At 69.6% G+C, this 15,315-nt stretch carries 11 protein-coding genes, 1 tRNA gene and 1 riboswitch; of the genes, 2 read left to right on the top strand and 10 right to left on the bottom strand.

Going from position 1 to position 15,315, the window contains the following annotated elements; all coding sequences use genetic code 11:
• Window positions 1-60: 60 nt before the first annotated feature.
• Window positions 61-143: transfer RNA gene (locus OG622_RS29925), tRNA-Leu, on the bottom strand.
• 489 nt (window positions 144-632) lie between these two features.
• Between OG622_RS29925 and OG622_RS29920 the strand changes: the two genes are divergently transcribed.
• Together OG622_RS29920 and OG622_RS29915 are read left to right on the top strand one after the other, a co-directional pair.
• Window positions 633-1,403 carry an ABC transporter ATP-binding protein gene (locus OG622_RS29920; RefSeq protein WP_371579725.1) on the top strand — a complete coding sequence of 257 codons (771 nt, stop codon included), beginning with the start codon at window positions 633-635 and terminating at the stop codon, window positions 1,401-1,403.
• A 110-nt stretch (window positions 1,404-1,513) separates the two neighbouring features.
• Complete coding sequence (locus OG622_RS29915; protein WP_371579724.1) at window positions 1,514-4,054, top strand: ABC transporter permease; 2,541 nt, start codon at window positions 1,514-1,516, stop codon at window positions 4,052-4,054.
• Between the two features lie 107 nt (window positions 4,055-4,161).
• On the opposite strand, the gene OG622_RS29910 is transcribed toward OG622_RS29915, so the two are convergent.
• From OG622_RS29910 to OG622_RS29870, 9 genes are all read right to left on the bottom strand, one after another.
• Window positions 4,162-5,463 (bottom strand): class I SAM-dependent methyltransferase, encoded by a 1,302-nt coding sequence (locus OG622_RS29910; RefSeq protein ID WP_371579723.1) that lies wholly within the window; start codon window positions 5,461-5,463, stop codon window positions 4,162-4,164.
• Window positions 5,464-5,852: 389 nt separating this feature from the next.
• Window positions 5,853-7,238, bottom strand: a complete 1,386-nt coding sequence (locus tag OG622_RS29905; protein WP_371579722.1) for an NAD(P)/FAD-dependent oxidoreductase — start codon at window positions 7,236-7,238, stop codon at window positions 5,853-5,855.
• Between the two features lie 493 nt (window positions 7,239-7,731).
• Window positions 7,732-8,697, bottom strand: coding sequence for an exopolyphosphatase (locus OG622_RS29900; RefSeq protein WP_371579721.1), 966 nt, complete (start codon window positions 8,695-8,697; stop codon window positions 7,732-7,734).
• Window positions 8,694-9,236, bottom strand: coding sequence for a DUF501 domain-containing protein (locus OG622_RS29895; protein ID WP_371579720.1), 543 nt, complete (start codon window positions 9,234-9,236; stop codon window positions 8,694-8,696). The genes OG622_RS29900 and OG622_RS29895 overlap by 4 nt, the downstream gene beginning before the upstream one ends.
• Window positions 9,237-9,293: 57 nt before the next feature.
• Window positions 9,294-9,776, bottom strand: coding sequence for a septum formation initiator family protein (locus tag OG622_RS29890; protein ID WP_371579719.1), 483 nt, complete (start codon window positions 9,774-9,776; stop codon window positions 9,294-9,296).
• Between the two features lie 121 nt (window positions 9,777-9,897).
• Window positions 9,898-11,178, bottom strand: a complete 1,281-nt coding sequence (gene eno, locus OG622_RS29885) for a phosphopyruvate hydratase (protein WP_371584263.1) — start codon at window positions 11,176-11,178, stop codon at window positions 9,898-9,900.
• 436 nt (window positions 11,179-11,614) lie between these two features.
• Window positions 11,615-12,322 carry a transglycosylase family protein gene (locus tag OG622_RS29880; RefSeq protein ID WP_371579718.1) on the bottom strand — a complete coding sequence of 236 codons (708 nt, stop codon included), beginning with the start codon at window positions 12,320-12,322 and terminating at the stop codon, window positions 11,615-11,617.
• Between the two features lie 4 nt (window positions 12,323-12,326).
• Window positions 12,327-12,526, bottom strand: a riboswitch (cyclic di-AMP (ydaO/yuaA leader).
• A 182-nt stretch (window positions 12,527-12,708) separates the two neighbouring features.
• Window positions 12,709-13,758, bottom strand: coding sequence for a transglycosylase family protein (locus OG622_RS29875; RefSeq protein ID WP_371584262.1), 1,050 nt, complete (start codon window positions 13,756-13,758; stop codon window positions 12,709-12,711).
• Between the two features lie 194 nt (window positions 13,759-13,952).
• Window positions 13,953-15,260 carry a cytochrome P450 gene (locus OG622_RS29870; protein WP_371579717.1) on the bottom strand — a complete coding sequence of 436 codons (1,308 nt, stop codon included), beginning with the start codon at window positions 15,258-15,260 and terminating at the stop codon, window positions 13,953-13,955.
• Window positions 15,261-15,315: the final 55 nt, after the last annotated feature.

Genomic DNA, 15,315 nt, shown 5'->3' with positions numbered 1-15,315 from the left:
GCATGTCACCCGGGGTGATACGTGGCGGTATGGGGGGAAATGTTCGGGGTTGGTCGGAGGTGCCCGGAACCGGACTTGAACCGGTACGCCCGCGAGGGGCAGCGAGGTTTAAGCTCGCCGTGTCTGCATTCCACCATCCGGGCAGGCCATGGGCTCCGCGCTGAGCTTCCGAGCCTATCGGGACGCTTCCCCCGAACAGACGGCGAGCGGACCGATGTTGTCTTATTTTATTGACGTCTGAGGGTGCATCAGCACACGGAACACGCCATCCGCACTTGCCAGTAGCCTTTCGGACGGCATGGCGGGGTGCACGCGGAATGACGGAATTTCACCGCCCGAACGAGCGCACCACCGAGGACACACCCGGTGACGCGACGACTCGCGTCGGTCATGGCGGCCCCGCCCCGGCGGAGCCTGCCGTCATCCCCAGGTATGACGCGCCGCCCGTCCGTCCGTCCGAAGTCTGCCCCCGGAACCAGGACAACGGCTGACTACACGGCGCCCCTCGGTCGGGACGATGGAGGCCTCCACGAAACGAACGGCCTCCGGCATGCCGCACGGCACGTCCCGGCGCGCACCCGGCCGTTGGTGGAACACCCTCAACCGCCGTCGCCCGCAAGGAGTTCCCACCCGTGACCATCACTCCCCTCGCCGACCGGGCCACCGCCGTGGCCGCCCGCGCCACGGAACTGTCGAAGGTCTACGGACAGGGCGAGACCCGGGTGGTCGCGCTGGACCAGGTCTCCATCGACTTCCGGCAGGCTCAGTTCACCGCGATCATGGGCCCCTCGGGGTCCGGCAAGTCCACGCTGATGCACTGCGTGGCGGGCCTGGACAGCTTCTCGGCGGGCTCCGTCCGGATCGGCGAGACCGAGCTGGGCTCACTGAAGGACAAGCAGCTCACCAAGCTCCGCCGGGACAAGATCGGCTTCATCTTCCAGGCGTTCAACCTGCTGCCGACGCTGACGGCGCTGGAGAACATCACCCTGCCGATGGACATCGCGGGCCGCAAGCCGGACAAGCAGTGGCTGGACACCGTGATCCGGATGATCGGCCTGGCCGACCGGTTGAGCCACCGGCCCGCCCAGCTCTCCGGCGGCCAGCAGCAGCGCGTGGCCGTGGCGCGGGCGCTCGCCTCCCGGCCGGACATCATCTTCGGGGACGAGCCGACCGGAAACCTCGACTCGCGGGCCGGCGCCGAGGTGCTGGGCTTCCTGCGCAACTCCGTACGGGAGTTGGGGCAGACCGTGGTGATGGTGACGCACGACCCGGTGGCCGCGGCGTACGCGGACCGGGTCGTCTTCCTCGCCGACGGACGCCTCGTGGACGAGATCCACGAGCCGACGGCGGACTCCGTCCTGGACCGCATGAAGCAGTTCGACACCAAGGGCCGTACGAGCTAGGGGAGTTCGGGCTCGGCCAGGCGGACAGCGCTCGGCCATCCGCCCCCACCCGTCATCGTCACAGTCACCCACCGCCGCCACCCCTTCGACCCCTGACAGGGATCCCACTCATGTTCCGTACCGCCCTGCGCAACGTGCTCTCGCACAAGGCCAGGCTTCTCATGACCGTGCTCGCGGTGATGCTCGGCGTCGCCTTCGTGTCGGGCACGCTGGTCTTCACGAACACCGTCTCGGACGCGCTCCAGAGGAGTTCGGCCAAGGGCTTCGACCACGTGGACGTCTCGATCGGGGCGGGGTACCGCCCGGACGAGGGCGACAGCGTCACGGAGCAGCCGAAGCTGACGCCGGAGCTGCTGAAGAAGGTCGAGCGGGCGCCCGGCGCCGCGTCGGCGATCGGTGTGGTGAGCGGGTTCACCGCCCTCGCCGACAAGGACGGCAAGCTGATCGGCGGCGGCTTCCAGTCGCAGGGCGGGAACCTCTGGGGGACGGACGACCCCCGGTATCCGGTCCAGGACGGCGGCCGTGCGCCCAAGGGCGCGAACGAGGTCGCCATCGACTCGCGGACCGCCGAGCGCGCCGGGTACGAGGTGGGCGACACCATCCGCCTGTCCGTCGACGGGCCGGTCCTCACACCCACCGTCACCGGGATCTTCACGACGGACGACGGCAATGTCGCGGCCGGCGGCAGCCTCGCCCTGTTCGACACGGCGACCGCGCAGAAGCTCTTCCACATGGAGGGCGAGTACGACGAGATCGCCGTGACGGCGGCGGCCGGCACCAGCCAGGCCCGGCTCAAGACGGCCATCGACAAGATGCTCCCCGAGGACTCCGCCTACACCACCACCGGTGAGCAGCTCGCCGACGAGCAGGCCACACAGATCGCCGCCGAGATGAGCGGCCTGAAGAACGCGCTGCTGGTCTTCGCCGGGATCGCCCTGTTCGTGGGCATCTTCATCATCGCCAACACCTTCACGATGCTGGTGGCCCAGCGCACCAGGGAGCTGGCGCTGCTGCGCGCGGTCGGCGCCTCCCGCCGCCAGGTGACACGGTCCGTGCTCATCGAGGCGTTCGTGGTGGGCATGGTCGCCGCGGTCACCGGTCTCGCGGCCGGTGTCGGCATCGGCGCCGGGATGCGGGCCCTGATCGGTGCCCTCGGCGAGACCGTCCCCGACGGCCCGCTGGTGGTCTCCCCCGGCACGGTCGCCACCGCCCTGCTCGTCGGCGTGCTGATCACGATGGTGGCCGCCTGGCTGCCGGGCCGACGCGCGGCGAAGATCCCGCCTGTCGCCGCGATGAGCAGCGTCCACGCGAAGGCGACGGCCAAGTCGCTCGTCGTACGGAACACGATCGGCGCGCTGCTCGCGGGCGCGGGCGTGGCCACCGTCCTGTACGCCACCACCATGGACGGCTCGGACGGCCAGGCCCCGATGGGCGTCGGCGCGGTCCTCCTGATCATCGGCGTCTTCGTCCTCACACCCCTCCTCTCCCGTCCCCTGATCGCGGCCGCGGCGCCCCTCCTGCGCGTCTTCGGGATCTCCGGCAAGCTCGCGCGGCAGAACTCCGTACGCAATCCGCGCCGCACCGCCGCGACCGCCTCGGCGTTGATGATCGGTCTGACGCTGATCACCGGTATGACGGTGATGGCGGGCAGCCTGCAGCAGTCCATCGCCAGGATGGCCGCCGACGCGATCAAGGCGGACTACGTCGTCTCGATGGCCAACGGCAACTTCCTCTCCCCCGACGTGGAGAAGAAGCTCTCCGCCACCGAGGGCGTCACCGCCGTCTCGCCGCTGCGCAACACGGAGTCCCGCATCGGGGGCGAGACCGAGTACCTGACCGGGGTCAACGGCTCGGCGATCGGGAAGCTGACCGACCTCCCCGTCGACAACGGGACGTTCAAGGTGGGCGGCGCGGACGTCGTCGTGGACGCGGAGACCGCGGAGCGGCGCGGCTGGAAGGCCGGTTCGGAGTTCACCGCCGGGTTCCAGGGCGGCGAGAAGCGGAAGCTGACGGTCGCCGGGGTCTACGAGAGCAACGAACTGATCCGGGGCATCCTCCTGGACAACGCGACTCTGGCCGAGCACCGGGCGGCCTCCGCCGACCCGGCCGACATGATGGTCATGGTCAAGACCTCGGCCGGTGCCTCCGACGCCGCCAAGGACCGGCTGGAGAAGGCCCTCGGCGAGAACCCGGCGATCAAGGTCCAGAGCGGGCAGGACCTCTCCGACGACATCGCGAAGATGTTCACGCTGATGCTGAACATGCTGTACGGCCTGTTGGCCATGGCCGTGATCGTCGCCGTCCTCGGGGTCATCAACACCCTCGCCATGTCGGTCTTCGAGCGTTCGCAGGAGATCGGCATGCTCCGCGCGATCGGTCTCGACCGGCGGGGCATCAAGCGGATGGTCCGTCTGGAGTCCCTCGTCATCTCCCTGTTCGGCGGTGTCCTCGGCATCGGCCTCGGCGTCTTCTTCGGCTGGGCCGCCGGCGAACTCATCGCCAGCAGGATGCCGACGTACGAACTGGTCATCCCCTGGGCCCGGATGGCCGTCTTCATCCTCCTCGCCGCCACGGTCGGCATCCTGGCCGCGCTGTGGCCTGCCCGCCGTGCGGCGAAGCTCAACATGCTGACGGCGATCAAGTCGGAGTAGCCGCGCGGGCGACGTGACGGCAGACGCGGCGGGCCCCCGTTCCGGTACGGAACGGGGGCCCGCCCACGTGCGCCCGTACATGGCCGCCCACACCCCTGGACGGACGTTCAGGCCCCCCAGGTCCGGGCCCTGAGCGGAAGCCCCGACGCACCCCCTTCCGGGGGCCGCACGGCCAGTACCTGGTTGACGCCGAGGCGGTTGCGTTCGAAGCCCAGGGCGGAGGCGGCCATGTAGAGGCGCCAGACGCGCGCGCGGCCGGGGCCGACGAGGGCGACCGCGTGGGCCCAGCGGGCTTCGAGACGGGTGACCCAGGCGCGCAGGGTGAGGGCGTAGTGCTCGCGGAGGGACTCCACGTCACGGACCTCGAACCCGGCCCGTTCGAGCTGGGTGACGGTGGTGCCGACGGGGGTGAGTTCGCCGTCCGGGAAGACGTACGCGTCGATGAAGCCGTCGACGGAGTACGTGTTCTCGTCGCGCTGCGGCCGCCGTGCGATCTGGTGGTTGAGCAGCCGTCCGCCGGGGGCGAGGAGCCGGTACAGGTCCTCGGCGTACGCCAGATACCCGTCGGCGCCGACGTGTTCGGCCATGCCGACGGACGAGATCGCGTCGTAGGGCCGGTCGGTGACGTCGCGGTAGTCCTGGACGCGGATCTCGACCCGGTCGGTGAGGCCCTCCTCGGCGACGCGTTTGCGGGCGTACGCGGCCTGCTCCAGGGAGAGGGTGACGCCGACGACGTGCACGCCGTACTCGCGGGCGGCGTGCACGGCCATGGAGCCCCAGCCGCAGCCGACGTCGAGGAGCCGCGTGCCCGGGGTCAGGCCGAGTTTGCGGCAGATGAGGTCGAGCTTGTCGTGCTGTGCGGCTTCGAGGGTGGTGGTGGAGTCGGGGGCCGCCCAGTAGGCGCAGGAGTACACCATCGACGGGCCGAGGACGATCTCGTAGAAGTCGTTGCCCACGTCGTAGTGGTGGCTGACGGCTCGTCTGTCGGTGTGCCTGGTGTGCCGGTGGAGGGAGCGGACCTCCTCGCGGGGCGGTTCGGGCGGGACGAGGACGGCGGGGCCGGCCAGCTTCAGCAGACCCCTGGCCGCCGCGCGGAACCCGGGGTCGCGCAGGGCCTGGGTGAGGCTCCGGGCGTCCTCGTCCCGCTCCCACACATGTTCGGCCACCAGGTCCAGTACGGCGTACAGGTCCCCGTCGATGCCGAGGTCACCGGCGACCCAGGCGCGGGCCAGGCCCAGTTCTCCCGGCTTCCACAGCAGCCGGCGCAGGGCCCTGCGGTTCCGTACCACCAGCTCGGGGGCGTCCGGCGGGCCCGCCGTCGAATCGTCCCAGGCCCGCAGCCGGACCGGGAGCGGGGCTCCCGACACCTGCTCGAACAGGTTCTTCAGCCGCGACGCGGCGTCCTGCATGGCGTACACCTCCGTGACAGGACATCCCGGAATGTCCAACGCCACGGTAAACACGGGTGGGGGTCTGCCGTAGTCCCGCTGTGAGGTGTGTTGTTCGGCTGCGGGTCCGGTGGGGCTTCTCGCGCAGTTCCCCGCGCCCCTCAAGGATCAGGCCCCTGCGGGCCTGAAAGACCACGGCCCTGCGGGCCGAAAAGCACGGGGCGCAGCCCCTGCTTTTCAGGGGCGCGGGGAACTGCGCGAGCAACCACGACGCACCCGCACCCGCCGACGCACCCGGGCCCCCGAGCTCTCCCGCGTCACGGACCGAAGAGTCTCGGGAACGCCGAAGGACCTCCCGCACCACGGATGGCGGGAGGTCCTTCGGGTCGTTCGGAGGGTGACCGGGAGGGTCAGGAGGCCTTGGCCTTCTCCTCGGTCTTGGCCGGGGCGGCAGCGACCGGCGCCGGCTTGGCCGCCTCGTAGAACTCCTCGCGGGGAGTCTCGATGGCGCCGAGGGAGACGACCTCGCGCTTGAGGAACATCGCGAGGGTCCAGTCGGCGAAGACACGGATCTTGCGGTTCCAGGTCGGCATCGCGAGGCCGTGGTAGCCACGGTGCATGTACCAGGCGAGACGGCCCTTGAGCTTGATCTTCACCTTGCCCATGACGATCATCGCGACGCCCTTGTGGAGGCCGAGGCCCGCCACCGCACCCTTGTTGGAGTGCGCGTACTCCTTCTGCGGGAAGCCCCGCATGCCGGAGACCACGTTGTCGCCGAGGACCTTCGCCTGACGCAGCGCGTGCTGCGCGTTCGGCGGGCACCAGGCGTTCTCGACGCCGGCCTTGCGGGCGGCGACGTCCGGGACCTGGGCGTTGTCGCCGCCGGCCCAGATGTAGTCGGTGCCGGTGACCTGGAGGGTCGGCTGGGCGTCCACGTGGCCACGGGGGCCGAGCGGCAGGCCGTAGCGCGAGAGGACCGGGTTCGGCTTGACGCCGGCGGTCCAGACGATCGTGTTGGAGTCGACCTCCAGGCCGTTCTTCAGCACGACGTGGCCGTCGACGCAGGAGTTCATGGAGGTGTTGAGGTAGACCTCGACCCCACGGCCCTCCAGGTGCTCCTTGCCGTACAGGCCGAGCTTCGGGCCGACCTCGGGGAGGATCTTGTCGGCGGCGTCGACGAGCACGAAGCGCATGTCCTCGCGGGACACGTTCTTGTAGTACTTCGCGGCGTCGCGGGCCATGTCCTCGACCTCGCCGATGGTCTCGGCGCCGGCGAAGCCACCGCCCACGAAGACGAAGGTCAACGCCTTGCGGCGGACGTCCTCGTCGGTCGTGGAGTCGGCCTTGTCGAGCTGCTCAAGCACGTGGTTGCGCAGGCCGATGGCCTCCTCGATGCCCTTCATACCGATGCCCTGCTCGGCGAGGCCGGGGATCGGGAAGGTGCGGGAGACCGCGCCGAGCGCGATCACCAGGTAGTCGAAAGGCAGCTCGTACGCCTCGCCGACCAGCGGGGCGATCGTGGCGACCTTGCGGTCCTGGTCGATGGTGGTGACCCGGCCGGTGAGGACCTCCGCCTTGGGCAGCACGCGTCGCAGCGGGACGACGACATGCCGCGGGGAGATGCTGCCGGCGGCGGCTTCGGGGAGGAAGGGCTGGTAGGTCATGTACGACCGGGGGTCGACGACCGTGACGGTCGCCTCGCCGTAGCGCATCTTCTTGAGGATGCGCCGAGCTGCGTACAGGCCTACGTACCCACCGCCTACTACGAGGATCCTGGGACGCTCCGTGGTGCTCATGCCATCGAGTATGTACCCGCCATACGGGGGTCGCTCGTGCGCCCCTTCACAAGCTTCTTCACACCCTCTGCTACACTGCGCGGCCCTCGTGTCGCGGGTCCTGGCGATCAGGGGAACCGACCTGCATGAATGACCGATGTCAAGGCCGCGTGAACTGCTGTTCCGGGCCCGCGAACCCCCCGAGCCACCCTCCGGTTTCACACGGACGAGACCCCCGCGAAAGCCCCTCGGGGAAGCCCCGTTGACCCCCCGGAGCCCTCGAAGGCTCTGTGGAGCCTCAAAACATCGCTCAACAGGGCAGATTCTCTTGTGAAGAACTTCACGAAGTTCCTCGAAGGCGGATCGACGAGGGGTGCCGAAGCACCCCTCGGGCGCGCTCATACGTTATCCGAACAGCTCAAGCGAGACTGCCGGCGAGTAGTAAACACTCGCTCACGAGCGTCGCCGAGCGGCTGGGAGAGCCACGAAACCCATTCCGGGGCTCACGCCTCACTCAAGCGACGGACCAGGCGATTCCGTCCAGAATGTCGTGTTCGCTCACCACGACCTCCGCCGCGCCGATCCGCTCCATGATCGAGAGGAGGACCAGGGCGCCCGCGGCGATCACGTCCACGCGCCCGGGATGCATCGACGGCACCGCCTCCCGCTCGGCGTGCGTCGACCGCAGCAGCCACTCGGTGATCTCGCGGACGCGCTCGTACGGGATCCGGGAGTGGTGGATGGCCACCGAGTCGTACGCCGGCAGATCCTGGGCGATCGCGGACAGGGTCGTCACCGAACCGGCGAGCCCGACCAGGGTCCGCGCCTCCCGCAGGGGGACGTCCCGCTCGGCGAGGTCCAGCGCGGCCTCGATGTCGGCGCGGATCGCGGCGATCTGCTCCGGCCGCGGCGGGTCGACGACGGCCCCGTCCCGCAGGAGGTGCCGCTCGGTCAGCCGTACGCAGCCGATGTCCACGGAACGGGCGCCACGTACGTGGTCGTCCCCGACCACGAACTCGGTGGAGCCGCCGCCGATGTCCACGACCAGGTACGGCTCGGCGAGGTCGGCGCGCCCCTTCAGCTCCCTGGTCGCGCCGGTGAAGGAGAACTCGGCCTCCCGGTCGCCGGAGATCACCTCGGGCTCGACACCGAGGATGTCGAACACCCCGCGGACGAACTCGTCCCGGTTCTCGGCGTCGCGGGAGGCGGAGGTGGCCACGAAGCGGACCCGCTCGGCGCCGAGTTCCTTGATGACCGCCGCGTACTCCCGGCAGGCCGCGAAGGTCCGCTCCAGCGCCTCCGGGGCCAGCCGGCCCGTACGGTCGACGCCCTGGCCGAGCCGGACGATGGTCATCCGCCGGTCCAGCTCGACGAGTTCACCGGTGGCCCCCGCGCCGAAGGCGCCGTCGGACACGGTGATGTCGGCGACGAGGAGCCGGATGGAGTTCGTACCGCAGTCGACGGCGGCGACACGGGTCACTGGTCGTCCCCCTTCGAGGGCTCCGGCGCGGGCACCACGCACGGGCCCTTCGCCCACCACTCCGGCAGCATCGCGATCGCCTCGTCGCCCAGCGGGTTGACGCCGGGACCGGCGGCCAGCGAGTGCCCGACGAGGACGTGCAGGCACTTCACACGGTCCGGCATGCCGCCCGCGCTCGGGAAGCCCTCCAGGACCTCGATCTCGTCGCGGCGGGCGATGTAGTCCTCGTGCGCGGCCCGGTAGGCGGCGGCCAGTTCGGGGTCCGTCGCCAGACGCTCCGTCATCTCCTTCATCACGCCGTTCGCCTCCAGCGTGCCGATCGCGGAGGCGGCACGCGGGCACGTCAGGTAGTACGTCGTGGGGAAGGGCGTCCCGTCCGGCAGCCGCGGCGCCGTCTCGACGACGTCCGGCTGTCCGCACGGGCAGCGGTGCGCGATCGCGCGCAGCCCGCGCGGCGGGCGCCCGAGCTGCTGCTGGAAGGCCTCGACGTCGGCGTCGGTCGGCTCGGTGCGCGGGGTGGGCGGCGGAGGGGTCTGCATAACCTGCTACTCAAGTCCTCGGTGTGGCTCATCGGTTCACGGTCACGGGGTGGCCGTTCAGCTGTCGGCGGCGTCGGCCTTGTCGACCCCGTCCCAGACATTGGTGTACCAGGGACGGTCGGCCGCTCCCTGCGTCGTACGGGACTGCTTCGTCGCGTCCGGGTCGATCATGGTGTAGCCGGTCTCGCCCGGCATCACATAGTGCAGCCGCTCCCGGATGCGCTGCTCGGCGTACGCGTCGTCCTGCCAGCGCGCCTTGAGGTCGCGCAACTCCTCGACCCGCTCGCGCGCCTCTTGGCGCTGCCGCTGCATATCGGCGATGTCCGCGCGCTGGGAGACGTACTGCCTTATGGGGTAGGCGAGCGCCACGATCATCGAGCAGAGGACGAGGGCGAGCAGCGCGGCCCGGCCGGTCAGCCGGGAGCGGCGGGCCTGGCGCTTGGTCTGGGAGCGGTAGACACGGGCCGCCGTCTGCTCACCGAGCACCTTCAGCCGGGTCGCGGTGGAGAAACGGTCCCGGTCCCGGTCCTTCACGGCCATGTCCCGCTTCCCCTTCTTCTTCTGCCTTCTCCTGCGTGCACGTGCGTACGTCCCCGCACACGGTACGGGACCGAGTACGGGGACGTACGTACGACGCTTCCTACCTGCCGACCTGCTGCCGTCAGCCCTTGAAGCGGGGGAAGGCGGAGCGGCCGGCGTAGACCGCGGCGTCGTCGAGGATCTCCTCGATGCGCAGCAGCTGGTTGTACTTGGCGACGCGGTCCGAGCGGGCCGGGGCGCCGGTCTTGATCTGACCGCAGTTCACGGCGACGGCGAGGTCGGCGATGGTGACGTCCTCGGTCTCGCCGGAGCGGTGGGACATCATGCACTTGAAGCCGTTGCGCTGGGCCATCTCGACGGCGTCCAGGGTCTCGGTCAGCGAGCCGATCTGGTTGACCTTGACGAGCAGGGCGTTGGCGGAGCCCTCCTCGATGCCGCGGGCGAGACGCTCCGGGTTGGTGACGAACAGGTCGTCGCCGACGATCTGGACCTTGTCGCCCAGCTTCTCGGTGATGGCGTTCCAGCCGGCCCAGTCGTCCTCGTACAGCGGGTCCTCGATGGAGACGAGCGGGTACGCCTCGACGAGCTCGGCGTAGTACTCGGTCATGTCGGCGGCGGAGCGCTCCTTGCCCTCGAAGGTGTAGACGCCGTCCTTGTAGAACTCGGAGGCGGCGACGTCCAGCGCGAGGGCGATCTGCTCGCCGGGGGTGTAACCGGCCTCCTTGATGGCCTCGAGGATGAGGTCGAGGGCGGCGCGGTTGGACTCCAGGTTCGGGGCGAAGCCGCCCTCGTCGCCGAGACCGGTGGACAGGCCCTTGGTCTTCAGCACCTTCTTGAGGGTGTGGTAGACCTCGGCGCCCCAGCGCAGGGCCTCGGAGAAGGACTCCGCGCCGATGGGGGCGATCATGAACTCCTGGATGTCCACGTTGGAGTCGGCGTGCGAGCCGCCGTTCAGGATGTTCATCATCGGAACGGGCAGCAGGTGCGCGTTCGGGCCGCCCAGGTAGCGGAAGAGCGGCAGGTCGCTGGCCTCGGAGGCGGCGTGCGCGACGGCGAGGGAGACGCCGAGGATGGCGTTGGCGCCGAGGGAGGCCTTGTTGTCGGTGGCGTCCAGGTCGAACATCGCCTGGTCGATCAGGCGCTGCTCGGTGGCGTCGTAGCCGACGAGCTCCGGGCCGATCTGCTCGATCACGGCGAGGACGGCCTTCTCGACGCCCTTGCCGAGGTAGCGGTTGGGGTCGCCGTCACGGAGCTCGATGGCTTCGAAGGCACCCGTGGATGCGCCGGACGGAACGGCGGCACGACCCGTGCTGCCGTCGTCGAGGCCGACCTCGACCTCGACGGTGGGGTTGCCTCGCGAGTCGAGGATTTCCCGGGCTACGACGACGTCGATGGACGGCACGAGCATCTCCTTCATGGGATGTGACGCTGGTTGCGCGGGGCCGCTGGGGCCCTGCGACTAGAGCCTAACCGCCCCCGGGCCGTCGGCAGCCGACCGACCGTCCCGTGGACAGACAGACGGTACCCATTGTTCCAGCTCGGAACAAAGGGGGGTGGGCGAGAAAGTGAACAGAAGGAGGGAGCCGCGCGGGAAAACGCGCGAAAAAAGCCCCGCCTCGGTGCGTACGGGGGAATGCGCACCGGGGCGGGGGACCCGTGGGGACGGGGGGACGGCCCTCACGAGGTCTTCACTATGGAGGACACGGATGTGAGTGGGCTGTGGTTCAGCCGGGGAGCGGCCTTGTTTCCTCGGCCCGGCTGAACCCGCCCCGCCTGCCCGGCTGTGGGGGCGGCCGTGGGGATGGCAGGCGTCTGGCGGCCGTCGCGATCGCCGCGGGTCAGCTCAGGTGGAGCTGCTGACCGGGGTAGATGACGTCGGCGTCGTCGATGATGTCCTTGTTCAGCTCGAAGAGCTTCTCCCAGCCACCCTTGACGTTCTTCTCCGCGGCGATGCCGCTGAGGGTGTCGCCGCTGACGACCTTGTACTCGCCGTCACCCTTCTTGACCTTCTTGCCGGTCGGGGTCTTGACGGTGGCGCGCTCGGAGGAGCGGGAGGAGCGGGTGTCCTCGGTGCTCTTCTTGGTGCTCTCCTGCGTGCTCTCCTGCGTGCTCTCCTGCGAGGAGGAGCCGGAGTTCGAGTTGCCGCTGGAGGCGGCGGCGCCGTCGTAGGAGGCGCCGGACAGGCCGGTGCCGCAGACCGGCCAGGCACCCTTGCCCTGGCCCGCGAGGACCTTCTCGGCGATCGCGATCTGCTGGGCCTTGCTCGCCTGGTTGGCGGTGGAGGCGTACTGCGTACCGCCGTAGGCGGCCCAGGTGGAGGCCGAGAACTGCAGACCGCCGTAGTAGCCGTTGCCGGTGTTGATGGACCAGTTGCCGCCGGACTCGCACTGGGCGACGGCGTCCCACTCGGAGGCGGTGGCGGCGGAGGCGGTGCCGGCGACCATCAGCGGGGCGGCGATGGCGGCGGCGCCGGTGACACCGGCGACGGCGATGGCGCGAGCAGCCTTGGACGGGCGACGGTGCTTGCCCTTGCTGGAAAACAGCATGGAGTGATCCCCTCACCGACGCCTACGAGGTGAGCTGTCGGGTTCGGGCCGGTTGAGTTGCCCGGCCGCGCACGCTCGCCTTTCGGCTCACGTCGCGCGGCTTCACCCCAAGCCGGTTCCGGACGTACGACCCCGAAGGGCCGCAACCGCCGGACCCGGCACTTACCTTGGGTCCCCCGCTCCTGCCTACGGCGCTTGACGCGTCGACTGTTCCTCGCGGTCGCTGGCAGGATTCGGCGTGCCGACCGCAAAGGCCCGCTGTGGCGAGCGGTCACGACCGTAAACAGGTGATTGCCCGAATTTCAAAGACGATCAGGGGGTCTGTGATTCATCTCCCACATAGATCAAAACGGGCATTCAGGTACGAACCATGACCCGAACTGTCGCTACTTTTCGCCCGTTTCGGCACCGACTTCGAGGGTCTGACCGGGAAGGATAAGGTCCGGGTCAGTTCCGACCGTGCCCTCGTTCTCGGCGTACAGCTCCCGCCACCCGCCGCCCAGGTCGAGCGAGTTCACGATGCCCGTCAGACTGTCGCCCACACGGACCGTGTACGCGCCGTCCACGACCTCGCGCGCCGCGTCGCCGCCACGGGAGGCGTGACGGCCGGGGGGCACGGAGTCGATGCCTGAGCCATCGCCCGCGCCCGTGTCGGCCTCGACATCCGAGTCGACGTTCTCGTCGGCACTGGCGCCGCGGTGACGGCCGGTGCCGCTGTCGCTGTCATCGGCAGCCGAAGGGCTGTCCTTCTGGCTGGAATTGTCCTGGTTTCCGCTGCCGGAGTCTGCGGCGTCGCCCTCGTCGGCGCCGTCCTTCGCCTTGAGGGAATCTTCGAAGACATCCTCGGACGCGTCCGTGGATTCAGCCGATTCGGGCGATTCGGGCGATTCGACGGAGTCGTCCGTGCCGGTCGATCCGGTCGATCCGGTGGAATCCGACGACTTGGCCGAGTCGGTCGAGTCGGATGAATCCGGTGAACCAGATGAATCGGAAGAACCGGAGGAGCTGTCGGAGTTCGACGAGTCGTCCGCGAGGCCCGTGTCAACGTCGGCGGAACCGGAGTCGCCGCCGAGGTTGTGGAGCAGTCCGCAGGTGGCCCAGACACCGACGCCCTGGTCGGCGAGAACCTTCTCGGCGACCGCTATCTGCTGCGAACGGCTGGCCAGGTCGGCGGCCGTCGCGTAGTCGAGGCCTCCGTACTTCTCCCAGTTCGCCTGGGTCAGCTGGAGGCCGCCGTAGCGTCCGTTCCCGGTGTCCGCGCTCCAGGAGCTGCCACTCTCGCACTCCGCCACCTGGTCCCAGGTGGTTCCACTGGCCGCGCTCGCGCCGGTGGCGCCGAGGAGTGGGATCGCGATGGCCGAGCCGGTCACTCCGGCTGCGACGAGGAGGGCGGGAGCCTGACGGGGGCGACGGTGACGACCGTTCCCGGAGAGCATGCGGTTGCCTTTCACACGACAGCGGTGGCCTGTGCGACGAGCGCACTACGCCCTTCGCACTGACGTGTGAACGTATCGGCAGTCGATCAGTTGTCACAAGTTAATGCAGCACAGATCACGTGAAGATCACAGAGTTGAGGGAGCGTCATCTTCTGATGCGGAATGGGGTATTGCTACGGGCCGCCCGGTTACCGCTACGGACCGCTTACGGGCCGCTCCCGCGGGGTGAATTCCACCGGAAGCGTGCGCAACCCGCGCATGATGAGACCCCCTCGCCACCTCAAATCGGCTGAATCCACTGCGAGTCGCAGATCGGGGAGGCGGGTGAGGAGCGTCGCCAGCGCGGTCTGGCCTTCGAGGCGGGCGAGGGGGGCGCCGAGGCAGTAGTGGATTCCGTGGCCGTACCCGAGGTGCTGGTTGTCACGGCGGGAGAGGTCGAGGGTGTCGGGGTCGTCGAAGCGGGCCGGGTCGCGGTCGGCCGCCGCGAGCACGACGAGGACGGGATCGCCGGGGGCGATGTCCTGGCCGCCGATGGTGAGGGGTTGGGTCGCGAAGCGCCAGGTGGCGAGTTCGACGGGGCCGTCGTAGCGGAGGAGTTCCTCGACGCCGGTTTCGAGCAGCGCGCTCTCCCCGGCGGCGAGGGAGGCCTGGAGGCGGGCCCGCTGGTCGGGGTGGGTGAGGAGGGCGTACGTGCCGTTCCCGATCAGGTTGACGGTCGTCTCGAACCCGGCGAACAGCAGGATGAACGCCATCGCCGCGGCCTCGTTCTCGGTGAGGTGCTCACCGTGGTCGGAGGCGCGGATGAGCGCGGAGATGAGGTCCTCGCCGGGCGTGGGGTGCTCGGTGAGCGCTTCCCGCTTGCGGTGGATGAGGTCGGCGAGATAGCCGCGCATCTTCTTCACCGACCGCGCGACGCCGCCACGCGGGCCACCGCCGTGCCGGATCATCATCCCCGCCCAGTCCCTGAAGTCGTCCTGGTCCTCCCGGGGGACGCCGAGCATGTCGCAGATCGCGTAGATGGGGAGGGGGAAGGCGAACTCGTGGATGAGGTCGGCTTCGCCCTTCTCCGCGAACCCGTCGATGAGCTGATCGGTCAGCTCCTGGACCCGGGAGGCGAACTCGGCGACCCGGCGGGGCGTGAACGCCTTCGAGACGAGGCGGCGGAGCCTGGTGTGGTCCGGCGGATCGATGTTCAGCAGATGCGTCATCAACTCGGCCTTGCGCTCACCGGGGATACCCGTCTTCCCCTTGGCATGCGCGGGCTCGTCGTGATGCGCCGGGTTCTTCGAGAGACGCCCGTCGGCGAGCGCCTGCTTCGCGTCGCTGTGGCGGGTGACCAGCCAGGCCTCCACGCCACTGGGGAGGCGCGTCCTGTGCACGGGGGCGTTTTCTCGGAGCCAGGCGTACGCCGGGTAGGGGTCGGTGGCGAACTCCCAGGTGAAGAGATCGGGCGCGCCGGTTCCCGTGAGGGTGGCGGAGGTGGGTGCGGGCTGGTTGGTCACTCGCCGACGGTATCCGGCCTCTCGGGGCGCCCGGAGGTCCCGTCGCGTTCCTCGT

It is taken from the genome of Streptomyces sp. NBC_01314, from assembly GCF_041435215.1.
GTDB lineage: Bacteria > Actinomycetota > Actinomycetes > Streptomycetales > Streptomycetaceae > Streptomyces.
This window is presented reverse-complemented; position numbering and strand designations above follow the sequence as displayed.